This window comes from Limnoraphis robusta CS-951 (genome assembly GCF_000972705.2).
On sequence record NZ_LATL02000010.1, the window covers coordinates 1 to 16,752 of the forward strand.

A 16,752-nucleotide genomic window follows, 5' to 3' on the forward strand; every position below is an offset into this window, starting at 1 on the left:
TTAGATGCTGGGTTTTTCAACTGGTTGAATACCCTGCCAGTAGAGTTATTATAGCATTTTTCCTGGCCTTATATCCCCATACCTGAAGGTAGGGGCGTGTGCGGCAATTTTTGGTAAACAAATGTTACTATAAGCTCGTGTTAATTCTGACCGGGTGGAATGGGTCAACAGTAGAATATCAGTCTCAATTGGACATTTGGGGGGTTACATTGCTTCAATACGACTTTCTCTCTCGCTTTCTCAAAGTCGCCTCTGTTAACGTGCTGTCGAATATTACAATTCCCTTGTCAGGGGCAATTAGTGTTGCTTTTCTGGGGCATTTGTCAAGCATTAGCTATTTAGCCGGGGTAGCACTGGGTGCTATTTTGTTTGATTTTCTCTACGAGAGTTGTGCCTTTATCAAATCGGGAACAACTGTGATGACCTCTCAAGCTGCGGGAAGAGATGATCGAGAAGCACTGCTTCTAGCCGGATTGCAAAATGGCTTAATTGCTTTGGGCTTTGGGATGCTTTTTCTACTGCTGCAATATCCTATCGGAAAGCTAGGTTTTTTCATGTTAAACGGTACTCCAGATGTGGAACTTGCGGGTCTTACTTATTTTAATATCCGGATTTGGGCAGCACCTGCGGCGTTAGTCAACTTAGTTTTAACGGGATGGCTACTTGGGCAAGAACAAAATGGCAAAGTTCTTTCACTGACGATTATTGGAAATGTTGCCAATATTGCACTCAATTACCTCTTCATTGTCCGTTGGGATTTGGCAAGCATGGGAGCGGGGTTGTCACAAGCGATTAGCCAATACATCATCTTATTTGTAGCACTTGTGATGATTTCTCGACAAGTTTCGTTAAAAGAAATAATTGCTTTAACCGAAAAAGTGCTAAATTTATCGGCTCTGAAAACTCCTTTTATTTTGAACCGCAATCTATCCGCTCGGTCTGTAGTGATCGTCTTGATGTTTATCCTTTTTAGTGCTTTTGGTGCAACATTTGGAACAGACATTCTCGCTGAAAATGTTTTGCTTATTCAAATTGTTGCCATCAGTATGTATATGTGTGACGGTGTAGAATACGCAACGACTACTCTAACAGGTAACTTTAAAGGACAAGGAGCAACTCATAAATTTCTGCCGCTTTTGCAAACAGCATTAGGAACAAACCTTACTATTGCTTTAGTCATTGGGTTGACTGCTTTCTTTTTTCCTGGCCCCTTATTTCATCTATTCACTAACCATTCTGAATTAATAGAATCTATTAGCGTTTATACGCCTTGGATATTACTCGTTGTCGTAGGTTCAGGATTTGCTTATGCTCTAGATGGGTATTTCGCTGGCTTAGGAGAAGCGGTTGCTGTTCGCAAGACATACCTAATCAGTGGGTTTATCGGATTAAGCTTACTTTGTGTATCAACCTTTTATTTGCACAGCAATCATTTTTTGTGGTTGAGTTTGTCAATCTTTATGTTATCTTGCACGTTAGGTTTGGGAATACAGGTTCCCATGACATTACAATCTAATCCGGAAAAGGAGGCGGTTACTAACTGATGAAATACAGAAAATTGGGCAACAGTGAATTACTCGTTTCTGAAATTAGTTTGGGTTCTTGGGGTGTTCACGAGGGGGTAGAAGATCGCAATGCCAAAGCCTGCATTTACAAGGCTTTTGACGTTGGAATTAATTTCATTGATACTTCTAATTCCTATGCGGCGGGTGGGGCTGAGTCGTTTTTGGGGGAAGTGTTACAAGGCGTTGAGCGCTCGTCCTATCTCCTGGCCACGAAGGTCTTTTTTCCCACCTCACCGACTGACAAGGGACTCTCAGCCCCCCAAATCAGAAAACAAATTGATGCGTCCTTAACTCGGTTGCGTACCGATTATGTTGATCTGTATCAATGTCATCGCTACGATCCGGATACACCGTTGGAAGAAACCATGATGGCACTGACTGAGGTCGTGCGTCAGGGAAAAGTGCGTTACATTGGCTTTAGCGAGTGGAGTCCAGAACAAATTCAAGCCGCTTGCGATCTTGCTGATGTAGAACAGTTTGTTTCGAGTCAACCTCAATATTCGATGCTGTGGCGTGACCCGGAAGCTGAAGTGTTTCCCTTGTGTGCAGCCAATGGAATTAGTCAGATTGTTTGGTCTCCCCTAGCGCAAGGTGTACTAGCAGGTAAATACGAACCTGGACAAGTTCCCCCAGAAAATTCTCGTGCGGCTAATGATAAAATGAATTGGTACTTATTGCAGGAGTTGTTTAGCGATCGCATTCTCACCGCAGTCCAGAAATTGAAACCCATTGCCCAAAACTTAGGATTAAGTATGCCACAGTTGGCTTTGGCTTGGGTACTCCGCACTGAGTACGTTTGTTCAGCTATTATTGGTGCGAGTCGTCCGGAACATATTGTGGATAACGTCACAGCATCAGGAGTCAAACTCGATACAGATGTATTGGCAACAATTGATCAAGTCCTCTTACCAGTTGTTCACAAGTGATTCACGCTTCGTGTATGATTGAGCCGTTAAAGTAGAAATAAAATGCTATGAGTAATTTAACAAATAAAGATGTCGTCAGACAGTTTTTTGAAATCTATAACAGTCAAGATTACGAAGCAGCATACAAATGTATGGCGTCGAATTATTTAGATCATGGACTTCCTCAAGTACAAAGTGTTGAGGATGCAATTAAGATCTTGAAATCGACTCACACATCCTTTCCAGATATTAAAGTGGTCATCGATGATCTAATTGAAGAAAATGACAAAGTTGTATTTCGAGGTCACTTTAGCGCTACCCATCTCGGTGAGTTTGTTGGTATCGCTCCCACTGGTGTGAGAGTAGAATTTGAGGCATTAGAAATCTTCAAGATTGAGAATCAGAAGATTACAGAATCTTGGGGGTATTGGCCGATGTCGGAAATTGTCCACCAGATTCAGGCTTCTTAACTTTTAAGAATTTAGATTGGCTGTGAGGATATCCATAGTTTCAAGATGACTTGTATCATTCCAGACAACAAGACTCCAACACCCGTTAACATACTCAAAACAGCAGAAGCTTGCATGATGCAGCTTGAAGCGCCAACCATTTCCCGGTGGAAGATTAAACACCATTTCAGAGAAATTCATTAAGACAAAACCATGAGTAACCACCACAACGGTTTCATCTAAATGTCGTTCAGCAATCCGATTCAACGCACGATAGCCTCTGTCCCGACATTGCCTTAAACTTTCTCCTGCTGGGATGACGTATTCATAGCGCATCTGTTTATGGTCTTGCCGTTCCTTTGGAAACTTCTCGTCCATTTCAGAAAATGTGAATCCCTGAAATATTCCCATATTCCACTCCCGTAATTCCGAGTCAAAAATAACATTCTTTCCACAAATTTCAGCAATGATGTTGGCTGTTTGAACCGCACGACCCAGATCACTACTGTACAAAGTGGTGAATGAAAGACGACGTAAACGATTAGCAATGGCTTGAGCCTGTTCAATTCCTTTGGGAGTTAATAGACTATCAAGTTGTCCCATTACCTTGTCTTGTTGATTCCAGTCGGTTTCCCCATGGCGCACAATAATTAGTTTCATTTCTGGCTATCGTATTAATGATGCTTGAGCAGTAAGAATCCATTTCTACAATATCCTTCTGATTTTAAGGCCAGTTTAACATGAGTTAAACATCTGCTTAGGTGCCGCGAGCCTCAAGAAAGAATCTAATTTATTGAGTATTTTTATTTCCAACCCCTGACGAAACAGGATACCCGTTTCTTTCAAACCAATCCTGATATTTCGTCTCGATTTGTTTCACTAAATCCCGATCCAGATAGTTCATCCAATAACCATGACCACCATCTGTAATATGATTAGGGTGGAAAAGATTAGTTTTGTGGTGAACATCATCTTTCTCCCCCTCACTATTGTAAGATAAACTATCAATTTCTTCAACGATGGCTAACGCATTAACAGAACCGACGTCACAAACTTGTGCTAATTTTTCAATCACCCTGTTTTTTTCATTTAAAATACTGTCATAAGGTACAACTAGGTCTGCGACTTCAATCCATTTTTCGTGCATTCGGATCAGATAGTCCGCCGACTCCAGGGAGGGAGGATTTCCAAAGATTCTTAAGGCACTTGCCATTGCATCTCGAACATCTCTATAAGAATAGACAATTACATCTGCTCTCTCGACAATCCCTGGGTTAAAATCATGTATTTTGATCAGGGTATACTGTTTCTCTGGGATCAGCTTATCCTTCCAATCTCCGGACCATCCACAACTCAAATTCTCCTTGATAGTCGGTGAACTAGAAAGCACTAGGCGAGTCGCATTGTACAACCAGGTACTCCCGGATCTCATCATACCTGCGGCAACAATTAACTGCGATGTCATAGCAATATTTTCTCCTTTTAGATGATTGTTAACCATTGCTCAAAAAAAACCTCTATCTTGAGTTCAAGAATATAATTCAAGAATATAAAAGTTTTACCAATGCTCTTCTCGCTGAAGTTCCTTCCAAAAATAGCTAGGTTTTATTTTATGTAAAAGAGGTAATCCAGTGCGGAGAGCGGCTAGTTTTTCACCGTGATCGTACAAACAGAAAGCATAATAAAATAAAGCATAGTTTGTAGCGATTCTTCGTTGTGTTACTGCATCTTGTTGTAAATTCAGATAGGGTGGTATATTAACCCGATTTAGGGTTGGCAAATTTGGACGGGATGACTTAGCCGTTTTATTATAAATATCAAAATAAACTTGAGGTAAGTCTTTATAAGACTCTTCCCAAGTCCAAGATTGACGGATTTCTTGCAGTAAAGCTTGCGCTCTGTCTTGGGCTATTTTAGGGTTGTCCATATTATCAATAACGGCTTCTGCTATTTCTTGAGGATCGAATCCTGAAAGAACTTTTCCACATCCGGGTCTTTTGAGAATATCTACAGCGATACCGACGGGAGTTGATATTACAGGAATTCCACAAGCTCCGGCTTCGAGTAGGGTTAAGGGGCCTCCTTCTATGCGTGATGCGATCAAATACAGATCCAGTTGATTATAGTATTTAGGCACATCTTCTCGCGGTACACTGACCTTGTAGGTGACCTGACAACCCAGTTCTCTTAATGCAGGGACTAAATTTTTCCATCCGTAACCCATAATCAAAAAAGCGGGTTTATATCCAGCTTCTACTATGATTTTTGTCGCTGCTATTAGTAGTCTACTACCTTTGCGATCGCTACGACTACTCGGACGTTGAGTTCCAAAAAAACCAATCACAAAATTATCGCGGGACTTGGGATTGGGTTTTGGACAAAAGACTTTCGGATCGACTCCATTGGATAAAAGACTGATTGTTGCTTTTTCCGGTTTAAGCTGTTTCACCTCGGGTTCTAAAATTTTAGAAACATAAAATATGTGATCGACCAACTGCAACTGTTCCGGTATTTCTTTAAAGTTCCAATGGTGATAGCTGGTTAGAATTGGACGAATCTCAGCCGCTTTTTTGATGTGTTCATAGGAGAAGGATTGAACATCAATAACAAAATGAACCAAGTCCACAAATTCTAACATTTCCGGACAGGTATCCATCATTTCTATAAACTGATTCATATAAACCCACAGGACTTCTATTCCTTGAGGTTCCACAACAGAAACAGCCTCTCGGACTAAGACTTCCAGACTGCCACGCGGTAAGTTAATGATAAAAAGAACTCTCATCATACGAATTGATTTAGAATTTACCCTGAAAATTGATTGTCAAATTAATAAATAGTCTCAACTCTAGTATGATCCTGGACGGCTTTTTTCAAAAGTCATGCTGTAACATTAACCATGAAATCCTCAAAGGTTACTTCAAATCCATCTCCATCTGGGGAAGCACACATAACGCCAATTTGAATTGTTTCATAGGGGAAATAGGTCATTCTCAGCAAAGCATAGTTAGACACTTCATTTAAGTAGAAAATCTGGATTGCTTCCTTAGAACGTTCAACCCGCATCTGTAAAACGTCGGGAGGATTTTGCAAGGGAATTACTGACCAATCTGAATAATCATGGGTAACAACAGCACTTAGATTTTGTACCCCATCAACGTATTCAATGCCTGTCTTAATCCAATGCTTTTCATCAACGCGCAACATAATCCCCGCTTGGTCATAGATATCTTTATAATCACCACGTATTTTGACTTCTACCACAAAATCAGTGCTAATCGAATCAAAATAAAAATGCCCCGTATCACGAATAAACCCATAATGAGTCATTCGCCAAAAATCGGTTTTGGGGGATGTTTTGACAATCAAGCGATTGTCTGAATCAGTCCATTGGGCGGGTTCATTAAGCCATTGCATAGGGTTTTATCTTGTTCAAATTTTTAACAATCAATGGTGTCAGGTACTTTTTATTTATCCTTCACCAATGATATTGCACTAAGTATTCTAAGCCTAAACGAGAGGAAAACATTAAAGCACAGGGTTCTTGTTCTCCAGGTAAGCGTCCATATTCTAGCAGAGCCTCTGCTTCCGCTTTACTGCGAATCCTAATTAAACTGGAATGTTCCTCCCACTGACCTGATTGAAAATGATGATCCGGCATTTCTGTTTGTACCACAAAAACCAAATCAACTTCTCCAGTAATTGGGTTGCCAGATATGCCAATAAATCGAGTATTTGTCTCGTTTAAAGTCATGGCAATCTTCACTTCTTCCCGCAACTCCCGTTGAGCATCTTGATAAAAATTGATCTCTTGAACGGTGGGAGAAAATGTTGCCCAACCCGCTACAAAATTGAGAACGCCTCTATAATCGGATGAATTCAACCGTTTGCCAATGTAAACATTACCCTCGGTTGTCACCGGAACCACCCCAACCCCAACTCCTCTGGCAAAATAGGCGTAGGGATCTTGATAAGTTATTAATCCCCGCAGCATCAGCTTTAACGATTCCAACGGGCTACGAGTTATATCCAGACGACAGCGGGGGTAGCTAGTCGGCCCAACTTTTAGGGTAAGGGTGTCTTGACTGCGAGACCAAAATCCAGCCACTCCAGCCCCAGACCAGCGGACTTTGCGATCGTCATAACTTCCCGGTTGGGTGCCATCTGAGAGGATACCCCTGCGAATCTGAGGATTAATCACCGCTTCCAAATAAGCTTGGAACTGAGTGTCAATTGGTTCGCCATCAAGATTTTGAGGGCCGTGTCCTTCCCGCACTTGAATTTGGGTGATGTTTGCCGTCTCATGGGGAGAAATTAAGTGAAAAAAGTCGCAGCCTTTTATCAAGGCTTCAGATAAGACTTTACCTTGGGGCAAATCTGCTACAGCCGCAACAACCTGTTCGTAGCAGGCAAGATATTCAGAGGTTTGAGAAAGGGGGGATTCAGGCACTTTCGGCTTGTTCACGAGACTGATAGAACTGGTGAATTTGAGCGATGATATAATCGAGTTCCTCATCGGTCAAAATGTAAGATGACGGTAAAGAAAGTCCTGTCTCATAAGCAGATATGCTAACTGAATAATCCACACTTGGATCGGCCCAGCCTTCATAGCAGGGTTGAAGATGAAGCGGACAGAAAAGGATGCGGGTTTGAATTCCCTGATTTTTTAAATAGTCAGCCAGTTCAGCGCGGTTTTCCGCGTAAAAAGAAGTAAACCAGTAGACAGGCTCACAGCGCTCATCTATCAAGAACGGCTTCAACTGGGTCACGTCTGCCAAGCCAGCCATATAAGCTTCGTGAATTTGCCGCTTGCGTTCAATAATGGCTGGTAATTTTCTCAGTTGAGCAATACCCACAGCCGCCTGCATTTCCGTCATGGAAAAATTAAACCCGATGTGTTCATGGACAAAGGTACCGCGACGCGAGCGCCCATGATTCTTAAGCCGCCGGCAGGTTTGGGCAATAACATCACTGTCGGTGGTGATAATTCCTGCTTCTCCACAGGTGATGGTTTTGTTGCCATAGAAGGAAAATGCTCCCGCATCGCCGTAATAGCCGACATGACGACCATTGAACTTGACACCTATTGCCTGAGCGGCATCTTCAATGACTTTTAAGTTAAACTGTTCGGCAAAGGCTAAAACCGCTTCCATATCGGCACTTTGACCATATAAATGGACGGGCATGATCCCCTTGGTGTTTTCATTGACCAACTTGGCGGCAGCTTCAACATCAATACACAGGGTATCGGCTTTCACGGGACAAAAAATGGGTTTAGCCCCGGCCATAATCACCGCATTGGAAGATGCCACAAAGGTCATGTTGGGAACAAGCACTTCATCGGCCTGACCAATATCGAGCGCTTTTAAGATACAATACAAAGCAGCGGTGCCATTGCATACGGCGATCGCGTGTTTGGCTCCCGTCAGTTCTTGAATCCCGGCTTCAAACTCAGCCGTTACCTTATTCTCGGTTAAGTAGGTTGATTCCATCACCTTCTTAACTTCTAGCCACTCGCTATCATCAATCCAGGGTTGGATCTGAGGAATCATCTAATTTTCTCCTAAAATATTTGGGTTTAAAAAAGCTTTTAGCTCTAGGATTTTTCCGTTCCTATTCGATTCAATTGGTCTGAAAATTCACCGCAGAAGCTATAGCGTTTCTCAAAGTTCTGAGGTACACAATCGTAAACTTTCTTCTTGCCGATGGTCAAAGATTCTGTACTTTACCCCGATGAAATTGCTATAGATTTGACAGTAGATTTCTATTGCTTAATTTCCGACAGCGTGTGGAGATCGGGGTTGATTGGATCAAAGGGAACATCTAGTAGGGCAACTTGCTCACTGTCTTCGAGATAGCGCAAGGTATGCAGCATATAAGGTTTAATCTCAATTCCTTCTCCGGAGTTCAAAACAAACTGTTGTTTTTGTTCCGGGTTTTGGCAATGTTGCAGTTCGACTTCAGCTTTACCTCGCAGCAAAAAGATCACTTCTTGGGTTCGCTTATGAAAATGACCACCTCGAACTTCACCCGCCTGAGTCGCGACAAAATTAACTTCTTGCCAAGACCCTTGGTTAACTAAGCCCCAAAATGAACCTCTATGATCGGAGCGATTCATATAACAAGAAATTTTCGGAATTGGCATCACTACTACTCCTTGATCTACACCCAATTCAAACAATACAGATGGATTAACAAACAACTGAGGCTTAACACCTCAGCCAGCTTTACCTGCTTATTTCTCCCAAAATTCCCTAAGCAAACTTGGGGAACTCGCGCAGAGAGTCAAGCTACGGTCTTTTAATCTAAAGACTAAGTTAATATTTGCTTAGTAATTAGTAATAAGATTAAGCAGATATTCAGCATTTCGATTATAAATTTTATGTGACCCCTCACAATTTGTCAAGTTTTTTTGTTGCGAAGCTTCTGCTTCTTTATCTGGGCTTGCCAACTCTACGGTCTAATCAAACGAGAGTGAAGCACCTGTCGCCAACATTTCATTTATGGCGCAGGCTTCCTGCTTCATTGACAATTGCCTCTACCAAACACAGTGTCCGGCTTTGGACTTACGCTGTCTTCACAGGCTAGAACGCCACTTCCTGACGCGAAATAGTCACGCAAATTTTGGGCTGCATTGATATCTCTATCATGGACTTTGCCACATTTAGGACAGTCCCAAGTCCTAATATTTAAGGGCATTGATTTCATGTGATGCCCACAACAATTACAGGTTTTTGAACTGGGAAAAAATCGGTCTACAAACTCAACTACTTTTCCTTGCTCTTTGGCTTTGTATTCAGTTAGAGTTTGAAGCATTCCCCAGGCTGCATCGTTAATCGACTTAGCTAAACAATGATTGCGAGTCATTCCTTTAATATTAAGATCCTCAAACACGATGACTTGGTTTTCGTCTACTAACTTGCGTGAGAGTTTGTGATGAGAATCTAAGCGACAATTAGCAATCTTATCGTGAACTTTAGCTACTTTTAACCTGGCTTTGTTTCGATTAGCAGAACCCTTGGTTTTACGAGATAGACGTTTCTGATATTTCGCTAATTTCTTCTCGTAGTATCGATAGAACTTAGGCGGTTTAATCTTATCTCCATCACTCGTAACAATCAAAGCATTCAATCCTAAATCAATCCCGATAACTTTCCCTTCTGTTGATTGTTCTAGCCATTCTCCAGGTAACTCTATTCTTAAAGATGCAAAATACTTGCCTGAAGAAGTCATCGAAACTGTGATAGACTTAACCTTGCCTTTTATTTGTCGATGAACTTTAGCTTTGATTTCGCCTAGTTTGGGCAGTTTGATCAAACTACTGCTTACCTGAAATCCTTGAGGATAAGTTGCAGATTGTCTTCGGTGCTTTGACTTAAATCTAGGATGTTTGCCAGTTCCTCGAAAAAAGTTTTTAAAGGCTGTGTCTAAGTTTTTCAATGATTGTTGTAAAACTTGACTGGCAACTTCAGTCAACCAGGGCAATTCTTTCTTGAGAGCAGGTAATTGATTAGCGCATTTTGTATAGCTCAACCCCTTACCTGTTTCCTCATAGGTCTTATTCCACTCTGCAAGAAATCGGTTATACACAAATCTAGCACAGCCAAACTCTTTTGAGAGTTGAACTTGCTGTTCTTGATTGGGGTAAAACCTGACTTTAAGAGCGGTGAACATCGACTTGCAATGATAGACTGTTGTTATTATACAGCAAATGGAGTGATTGACCACATGAGTTTAAAATCATCAGCTAGGGCTGTTTCAGACATAAAAGCTCATTTGGTGCTGGTCTCAAAATATCGTAGGAAGGTGTTCACAGATGAAATGTTAACAACCATCGAAGCGGTAATGAACAAGAACCTAGAAAGGAATCGTTGTGAGTTGATAGAGTTTAACGGTGAATCCGATCATGTTCACCTACTCTTTCAGTACCTTCCGCAACAACAGTTAAGCAAACTGGTTAACTCAATGAAAACTGCTACCAGTAGGGTCTTGTCTAAGCAGTTTGAGACTGAATTGAAAGAAGTCTACTGGGGCAAGAGAGTTATATGGTCTAGCAGCTATTATGTTTCGAGTTGTGGAGGTGTTACTGTTGATAGACTAAAGGAATATATTGAAGAGCAAGACAGACCTGATTGATAGTTATTTGTTGGTCGCAATTCATCCTATCGCCAACGTTTCTTATGGCGTAGGTCTTCTTGCTCCATTTCGATAAACTTGAGAAACGGTAACTTCAAAACTCGAATACCGTTTCTCGATTGCTAACGAGGTTTCGGGCCAGAAAATAACCCCAATATCGGCCCTAAAATGACCCCAAATACAAATCCGCCCGCGTGCGCCCAGTATGCGACTCCTCCGGGTTCAGCACCCGTAACCGCATCTACATTCAAACTCGCAACCCCATTCATTAACTGCATGACAAACCAAAATCCCAGAAAGAAAATTGAAGATAAACGAATCGGAATCGGAATGAAAATAAACGGTAAAAGCGTAATCTTAGCGCGAGGAAAGCGAATAATATAAGCCCCTAAAACCCCAGCAATTGCCCCACTCGCTCCCAAAGTGGGTAAAGCAGAAGTCGGTGCAAAAAAGCCCTGGGTTAGAGCCGCCAACATTCCACAGACAATATAAAAAATCAGGAACTTAAAATGACCTAAACAATCTTCAACATTATTCCCAAAAATAGCAAGGTAAAGCATATTTCCGCCAATATGTCCAAAACTCCCGTGCAGAAATTGAGAAGTAATCAGAGTAATCCATTCAGGAAAAGGAGAAACGGGCAACGCAACAGGACAGGAATTTGTCAGTTGACAAGGCACAAAAGCCCAAGTGTAGAAAAAATCTTCAAGCTGTTCAGGGGCTAACCCTAATTCAATGATAAAGACGACAATATTTGCTAGAATTAACGCCCTTGTCACCCAAGGCGTAATATAAACTGGATTTTCGTCACGTATAGGAACCAAGGGAACAATACCTCATCATTAAAATTTGTGCTTACATTAGCTTATTTTTGATGGGGCTGACAACTACCTTGAGTTTACAAGAACTTCTAAACAAAAATTTGAGGTCTGATCTTCACAAATTTTGATCAATCTCGACACTCATAATAGATTAAGATTTGAGCAAGTACAGAACTTTCAAGCTGATGGTTCTTTAGATCGACTCAAAACTATGGAAACCGCCTTCGAGCAATTTTGGTCTCTCGTCTGGGGAACGCTCACCCTCAATCCTGAAGTCTATAACCAAATCCACACCCTACCGCAAGGAAATATCATCGCCCTAACCATCGTGATCGCGGCGGGATTATCCGAAGCAATTGGCCAATGTGTCGTTCTGTTCATCAACCGAGTCAAGCCGCTTCGCTTTTTCTTGAGTCTGGGTATCGCCGCAGTTTTATTTGCCTTTTCTTACCTGTTTTGGGCGACAAGCGTCTGGTTAGTCAGTCACTTCTTCTATGGGACTCAACTAACTGAACTCCAACTGATCACAGTCCTACGAACTTTAGGACTCAACTACGCCCCCTTACTCTTTGGATTTTTAATAGGCTTACCCTACTTCGGTATACCCATTTTTGTATTATTGTCGCTGTGGATTTTATTAGCAGAAATTGTCGGATGGCAAGCGATCACCAATCTCGGAACCTGGGAAGTTTTTGTCTGTGTCGGATTAGGTTGGGTTGTCTTCCAAATCCTCCAACGCACCGTCGGTCGTCCAATTGTCATCTTGGGACAGTGGATACAAAACAAAGTCGCCGGAAAACAACTGGTTAAAGACCAAGCCGGAATCGAACAAATCATTTTAGCTGGAAACCCAATCAGTTTGAGGGATGTCAGCAACGAAGTCATCCAAACCAGCACCGACGTGATCAGTAGCGCTTCACAGCGTCGATTCACTCCGTTGAAACTCATCTTAATCGGATTAGCGGCTTTTGCGATCATCCTGTTCTTCTCTTCAGGCTCTCAAGATGCCCTCTCAACTTGGTATCTGACATTAGGAAAAACCCTGAGACTGATCATTAATTTAATCGGTATTAGTATCATCGCCTTATTCTTTTCCATCGTCTTGACCCCCTTTGAAGCATTGGGATGGTGGGCGGGATGGTACGGATCAGAACCCTTAAAATATTTCGGAACCTCCATCGACAAGACTTCCCCCTCCACCTCAATTGATCGCTACGTCATCTATTTAGACGGCATTAACCAAGGTTCCTATGAATATCTTCCCAATGTCGAGCGCTTATTAAATCACTTAGCCACTACCCTTCCCAAAAACATCCTGATTGTCAAGGGAATTATGCCCTACACCGTCACAAACCAACCCTTGAGTGAAAATCATCCTCTGGCTTTTTTGTGGCGGATGCTGGAGTCTTTCGCCGTAAAACGTCCGACGAATCCCATTAGTCTGATCATCAATATTCGCAATATGGTTGCCGTCGCCGTTTCAGCAGACCCTCGTTATGGCCCGATCCAAAATCAAGGTTTGGCACAGGTTTTGTTTAACAGCTTAGTCAACTTTGGTTATCCAGTCGGGAGTAAAACCCCGATTACCTTAATTGGATATAGCGGCGGTGGCCAGATGTCGATGGGAGCCGTTTCATTTTTGCAGCAGACCCTCGATGCCCCCATTGAAGTCATTTCTCTGGCTGGCGTGATCAGTGGTAATACAGAAGCGATGAAGGTTGAACACCTCTATCACCTCGTCGGCGAGAAGGATAACGTTGAAAAATTGGGGTCAATTATGTTTCCTGGACGCTGGCCGATTTTGTTCCTGTCTAACTGGAACCGAGCCAAACGTCGAGGTAAAATTTCTCTGATTTCTCTCGGCCCTGTTGCTCATAACGGCCCTGATGGGCTGATGGCAGCCGAGGTATTGTTACGTGATGGTCGTAGCCATCTTCAGCAAACGGTAGAAATAATCACCGGAATTTTACTCAAAAAAGGGGAAACAACTGGATTAGATCCCAAGGAATTGATTACCCTCAGCAGCAATTATAAACGCTACAAAGCAGCCCCCTTTAATCAACTCAATTATTATCCGGTCAATCAATCCATCAATCTTGAATATTATCAACCGATTGGAACTTGGATCGGGCGTTTAATTTTACCTCCGGCTGAACAACGTCAAACCGTTAAAGGAGTTTGGTTAGAAATTTATCATGCTGATAGTGACCATCAACATCGTATCGGTCAGATTGTTAATTTACGCTGGAGTAATCAGACTCGAGTACAAACTTACGTTAAATTAGTCACGCAAGATGTTAATTTTATTTATCAAGCTTATCAGAGTCAACGTCAAGGGAAAATTCACCCAGAACGGATTAACGGTTGGCAGCAAGTTGATCCCTTAGAGTCTTTAGCTGGGGCTTTACCCAACGATGAAATGATTGTTAAATTGCCCGATCCAGTGATTGTAGAAGATACAGAATCTGAACGTCTGACACTGTATATTCATCGAGATCCGATCCAAATTACCGGGCGTTTTTATGGGTTCGTTCAAATTGTCAAATCTCTCGGGAATGATTTATTTAAAGTTCGTCACTACAGTCGTCAATCTCAACAGTTTGATGGCTTAGAAGAAATCGTTTATATTCCCACCGTAATTGCTCGACGAAATGGGGTTTTTCCCTCGACCAATCACCAACTTGAAAAATCTCCCGTGAATTCCTCCGGTTGGTACATTTATGGCGCGAAAAATTCTGAAGGAAAGTTTGTGGTTGAATCCCTTGCACCCCGTTCATTATTGTCTCTAAAACCGGAACACATCATCCAAGGAAAAAAAGCCACAATCAACTTTATGAACTTCCACGCTTGGGATAAAACAGTGGATAACAAAGGTCATGCTTATAGCATTTTACTTGATCCTCAAATCGAAGAATATCCTAACGAAAAAGCCTCAGATTGGCAAGAAGGAGAGCGAGCGTTATTGATGCACGTTTATGGAGGAATTGGCGGGAAAAAACCCGAGCCTTCACCCTGGGGAATTTTCTTCGGGCATTTTTCTTTTGGAGTGGCGAATGTCATCCGTGATCCTCTCAGCGATGAACTGCGATTTGACATCGAATATCGCCAAATTTATACACACAATAGCGATGGAGTTACTTCAGGAACATTGGCTTGGATGCGGTATATGGGGGCGCGTCAGTGGGGATGGTTGGGATGTCGTCCAACTTGCGATGTTTTGGTGAAATTTAGTCCGCTAACTAAAGATTATGATTTTGATGGGTTAACCTTTTCTCCACTGAGTTATGTGATTAATGAACTCGATATTATGGCGGCGCGATATCGGATTGGAGATGGCACCGGAACAACCTTTGTGAGTGCCGTTAATTCTTGTGTACAAGACTCGAGTCAAGCCTTTTATTCCGCTTTACGCCGCATGATGGCTGAGATGGAGTTGAATCCATTAATTATTAAATGGTTAAAAGATCATCCCCAACATGAACAAACTCAACGGTTTATTTTGTTAGTTGATTTGGTGAAAAATTTGGAGCGTTATCTCACCCCCCTGAAAAAAGTTCGCTCCGATTGGCGGTATAATATATCTACATTAGGCAGTTTTCCGCTCGAAACTCCTGGAAAAACGCTATTAAAAGTAATAGCCAGTTGGCGAACTTTACTCCCTCGTTGGACTTGTGATCAAGTCTCAATGATTTTTCTACAGTTAGGCGCTTCACTGTGGCTTCTGCGGACGAATCAAGTTGGAGGAAATAATCCTAGTATTGAACCGATTGCACCTACCGATTTTTCCATTGCGGTTCCGAAAGTTAAACAATCAAAACGCCTTCATAAAGCCATCAATTAATCGGAAAAGAGGGAGTTTATGTTGTTTGTCTGATCCGATCAAGAACGGCTAGACCGGAAACCGACGATTGATTTTTGAAATAAAACATAATAATTAATATCTTCAAGAATGAGTAATCTATTTGTTGATAAAAAAATCTATACTTGGCATTTATACCAATAAGATGTATCGTTGAATGATGTAGAAATAACTAAAATCACATTAGAAGAATTATGGCATCATAGCAAGTAGAAAATCAGTGGGGTGGCTCATCTGCTCCCTGGAATGAAGGTGGCAAATGGGAGATCGGTGGTCGCTCTAACCAAAATGTTGTTGCTGTCAACGTTCAGTCTAGTGATAACGGACAAACTCTAAGCGGAACAATGACTTACGCTGGTGAAGGGCCGATTGGTTTCCGGGCAACCTTGTCAGGGAATAATACTTATCAAGTAGAGAATCAATGGGGAGGAGATTCTGCACCTTGGCATCCAGGTGGCAACTGGATACTTGGTTCTCGGCAAAATCAAAATGTTGTAGCACTCGACATTAATTCCGATGATGGAGGTTAATCAACAGTAAATAATTTACTTATATTTGCTTATATATGCTCCGGTTTACTCATGGCATATATACCACTCAGAAAGGCGGTCGAATTTCTGGGCTTGCATCCCCACACTTTGAGGAAATACGCAGATGAAGGCAAAATCAAAAGCATCAAAAACGAGGCAGGGCAAAGACTCTATGATGTCGAGTCCTACCAGCGAAGTGCAGCTATATCTGCCGTTGTTTGCTACTGTCGGGTCAGTTCAACCAAGCAGCGAGATGACCTCGCTAGACAAATTGAATTCATGCGTCAGCAGTACCCAGACGCCGAAATCATCAAAGATACTGGCGAGAGCCTCAATTTCAAGCGAAAAGGCTTGCAAGCCCTACTGGTCAGACTTATGCGAGGCGATAAGCTCACGCTTGTTATTGCCTGTCGTGATCGATTGTGTAGATTCGGATTTGAACTATTCGAGTATATGGTTGAACAAAACGGTGGAGAAATCGTGGTTC

General features: G+C 42.1%; 15 protein-coding genes and 1 pseudogene. 7 read left to right on the top strand and 9 right to left on the bottom strand.

Annotated features, from left to right (window positions below):
• The first annotated feature begins 209 nt into the window (after window positions 1–209).
• From WN50_RS00805 to WN50_RS00815, 3 genes are read left to right on the top strand one after another with little or no spacing between them, the layout of a single operon-like run.
• The gene (locus WN50_RS00805) at window positions 210–1,544 is read left to right on the top strand and encodes an MATE family efflux transporter (protein ID WP_160315329.1); all 1,335 of its coding nucleotides are present in this window, start codon (window positions 210–212) and stop codon (window positions 1,542–1,544) included.
• On the top strand, window positions 1,544–2,491 hold the full coding sequence (locus WN50_RS00810; RefSeq protein ID WP_046278551.1) for an aldo/keto reductase family protein: 948 nt from the start codon (window positions 1,544–1,546) through the stop codon (window positions 2,489–2,491). The genes WN50_RS00805 and WN50_RS00810 overlap by 1 nt, the downstream gene beginning before the upstream one ends.
• Before the next feature lie 47 nt (window positions 2,492–2,538).
• Entirely contained in the window at window positions 2,539–2,940 is a 402-nt protein-coding gene (locus WN50_RS00815) for an ester cyclase (protein ID WP_046278552.1), read from the top strand.
• Window positions 2,941–2,943: 3 nt separating this feature from the next.
• On the opposite strand, the gene WN50_RS00820 is transcribed toward WN50_RS00815, so the two are convergent.
• From WN50_RS00820 to tnpB, 8 genes are all read right to left on the bottom strand, one after another.
• A complete protein-coding gene (locus WN50_RS00820) occupies window positions 2,944–3,579 on the bottom strand; it encodes a histidine phosphatase family protein (protein ID WP_046278553.1) in 636 nt (211 codons plus the stop codon).
• A 130-nt stretch (window positions 3,580–3,709) separates the two neighbouring features.
• Complete coding sequence (locus WN50_RS00825) at window positions 3,710–4,420, bottom strand: hypothetical protein (RefSeq protein WP_046278554.1); 711 nt, start codon at window positions 4,418–4,420, stop codon at window positions 3,710–3,712.
• 57 nt (window positions 4,421–4,477) lie between these two features.
• Entirely contained in the window at window positions 4,478–5,707 is a 1,230-nt protein-coding gene (locus WN50_RS00830) for a glycosyltransferase family 4 protein (protein ID WP_046278555.1), read from the bottom strand.
• Between the two features lie 92 nt (window positions 5,708–5,799).
• Entirely contained in the window at window positions 5,800–6,336 is a 537-nt protein-coding gene (locus tag WN50_RS00835) for a DUF1349 domain-containing protein (RefSeq protein ID WP_046278556.1), read from the bottom strand.
• A gap of 61 nt (window positions 6,337–6,397) precedes the next feature.
• Window positions 6,398–7,384, bottom strand: coding sequence for a hypothetical protein (locus tag WN50_RS00840; protein WP_152964660.1), 987 nt, complete (start codon window positions 7,382–7,384; stop codon window positions 6,398–6,400).
• Window positions 7,362–8,471 carry a DegT/DnrJ/EryC1/StrS family aminotransferase gene (locus WN50_RS00845; protein WP_049557427.1) on the bottom strand — a complete coding sequence of 370 codons (1,110 nt, stop codon included), beginning with the start codon at window positions 8,469–8,471 and terminating at the stop codon, window positions 7,362–7,364. Before WN50_RS00845 ends, WN50_RS00840 begins: the two co-directional genes overlap by 23 nt.
• A 212-nt stretch (window positions 8,472–8,683) precedes the next feature.
• Window positions 8,684–9,064: a polysaccharide biosynthesis C-terminal domain-containing protein gene (locus tag WN50_RS00850; RefSeq protein ID WP_046281297.1), complete on the bottom strand. Its 381-nt coding sequence runs from the start codon at window positions 9,062–9,064 to the stop codon at window positions 8,684–8,686.
• A gap of 377 nt (window positions 9,065–9,441) precedes the next feature.
• Window positions 9,442–10,593 carry an IS200/IS605 family element RNA-guided endonuclease TnpB gene (gene tnpB / locus WN50_RS00855; protein ID WP_049557436.1) on the bottom strand — a complete coding sequence of 384 codons (1,152 nt, stop codon included), beginning with the start codon at window positions 10,591–10,593 and terminating at the stop codon, window positions 9,442–9,444.
• Window positions 10,594–10,647: 54 nt separating this feature from the next.
• Here tnpB and tnpA point away from each other — a divergent pair, with 54 nt between their 5' ends.
• Entirely contained in the window at window positions 10,648–11,055 is a 408-nt protein-coding gene (gene tnpA, locus WN50_RS00860; RefSeq protein WP_046280363.1) for an IS200/IS605 family transposase, read from the top strand.
• A 122-nt stretch (window positions 11,056–11,177) separates the two neighbouring features.
• Here the strand turns inward: tnpA and WN50_RS00865 are convergent, their stop codons facing one another.
• Entirely contained in the window at window positions 11,178–11,879 is a 702-nt protein-coding gene (locus WN50_RS00865) for a rhomboid family intramembrane serine protease (RefSeq protein WP_046280234.1), read from the bottom strand.
• A 208-nt stretch (window positions 11,880–12,087) separates the two neighbouring features.
• On the opposite strand from WN50_RS00865, the gene WN50_RS00870 reads away from it, so the two are divergent.
• From WN50_RS00870 to WN50_RS00880, 3 genes and pseudogenes are all read left to right on the top strand, one after another.
• Window positions 12,088–15,717, top strand: a complete 3,630-nt coding sequence (locus WN50_RS00870) for a peptidase (protein WP_046280233.1) — start codon at window positions 12,088–12,090, stop codon at window positions 15,715–15,717.
• A gap of 236 nt (window positions 15,718–15,953) precedes the next feature.
• Window positions 15,954–16,265 (top strand): annotated as a pseudogene (locus WN50_RS37260) (lectin OAA family protein); the annotation flags it as partial.
• Between the two features lie 51 nt (window positions 16,266–16,316).
• A partial coding sequence (locus WN50_RS00880) for an IS607 family transposase (protein ID WP_049557441.1) occupies window positions 16,317–16,752 on the top strand: 436 nt, incomplete at its 3' end.

Coding starts and splice junctions, on each gene's coding strand:
- WN50_RS00810 (WP_046278551.1), top strand. CDS start 1,544: ATGAAATACAGAAAATTGGGCAACAGTGAATTACTCGTTTCTGAAATT.
- WN50_RS00815 (WP_046278552.1), top strand. CDS start 2,539: ATGAGTAATTTAACAAATAAAGATGTCGTCAGACAGTTTTTTGAAATC.
- WN50_RS00820 (WP_046278553.1), bottom strand. CDS start 3,579: ATGAAACTAATTATTGTGCGCCATGGGGAAACCGACTGGAATCAACAA.
- WN50_RS00825 (WP_046278554.1), bottom strand. CDS start 4,420: ATGGTTAACAATCATCTAAAAGGAGAAAATATTGCTATGACATCGCAG.
- WN50_RS00830 (WP_046278555.1), bottom strand. CDS start 5,707: ATGATGAGAGTTCTTTTTATCATTAACTTACCGCGTGGCAGTCTGGAA.
- WN50_RS00835 (WP_046278556.1), bottom strand. CDS start 6,336: ATGCAATGGCTTAATGAACCCGCCCAATGGACTGATTCAGACAATCGC.
- WN50_RS00845 (WP_049557427.1), bottom strand. CDS start 8,471: ATGATTCCTCAGATCCAACCCTGGATTGATGATAGCGAGTGGCTAGAA.
- WN50_RS00850 (WP_046281297.1), bottom strand. CDS start 9,064: ATGCCAATTCCGAAAATTTCTTGTTATATGAATCGCTCCGATCATAGA.
- tnpB (WP_049557436.1), bottom strand. CDS start 10,593: ATGTTCACCGCTCTTAAAGTCAGGTTTTACCCCAATCAAGAACAGCAA.
- tnpA (WP_046280363.1), top strand. CDS start 10,648: ATGAGTTTAAAATCATCAGCTAGGGCTGTTTCAGACATAAAAGCTCAT.
- WN50_RS00870 (WP_046280233.1), top strand. CDS start 12,088: ATGGAAACCGCCTTCGAGCAATTTTGGTCTCTCGTCTGGGGAACGCTC.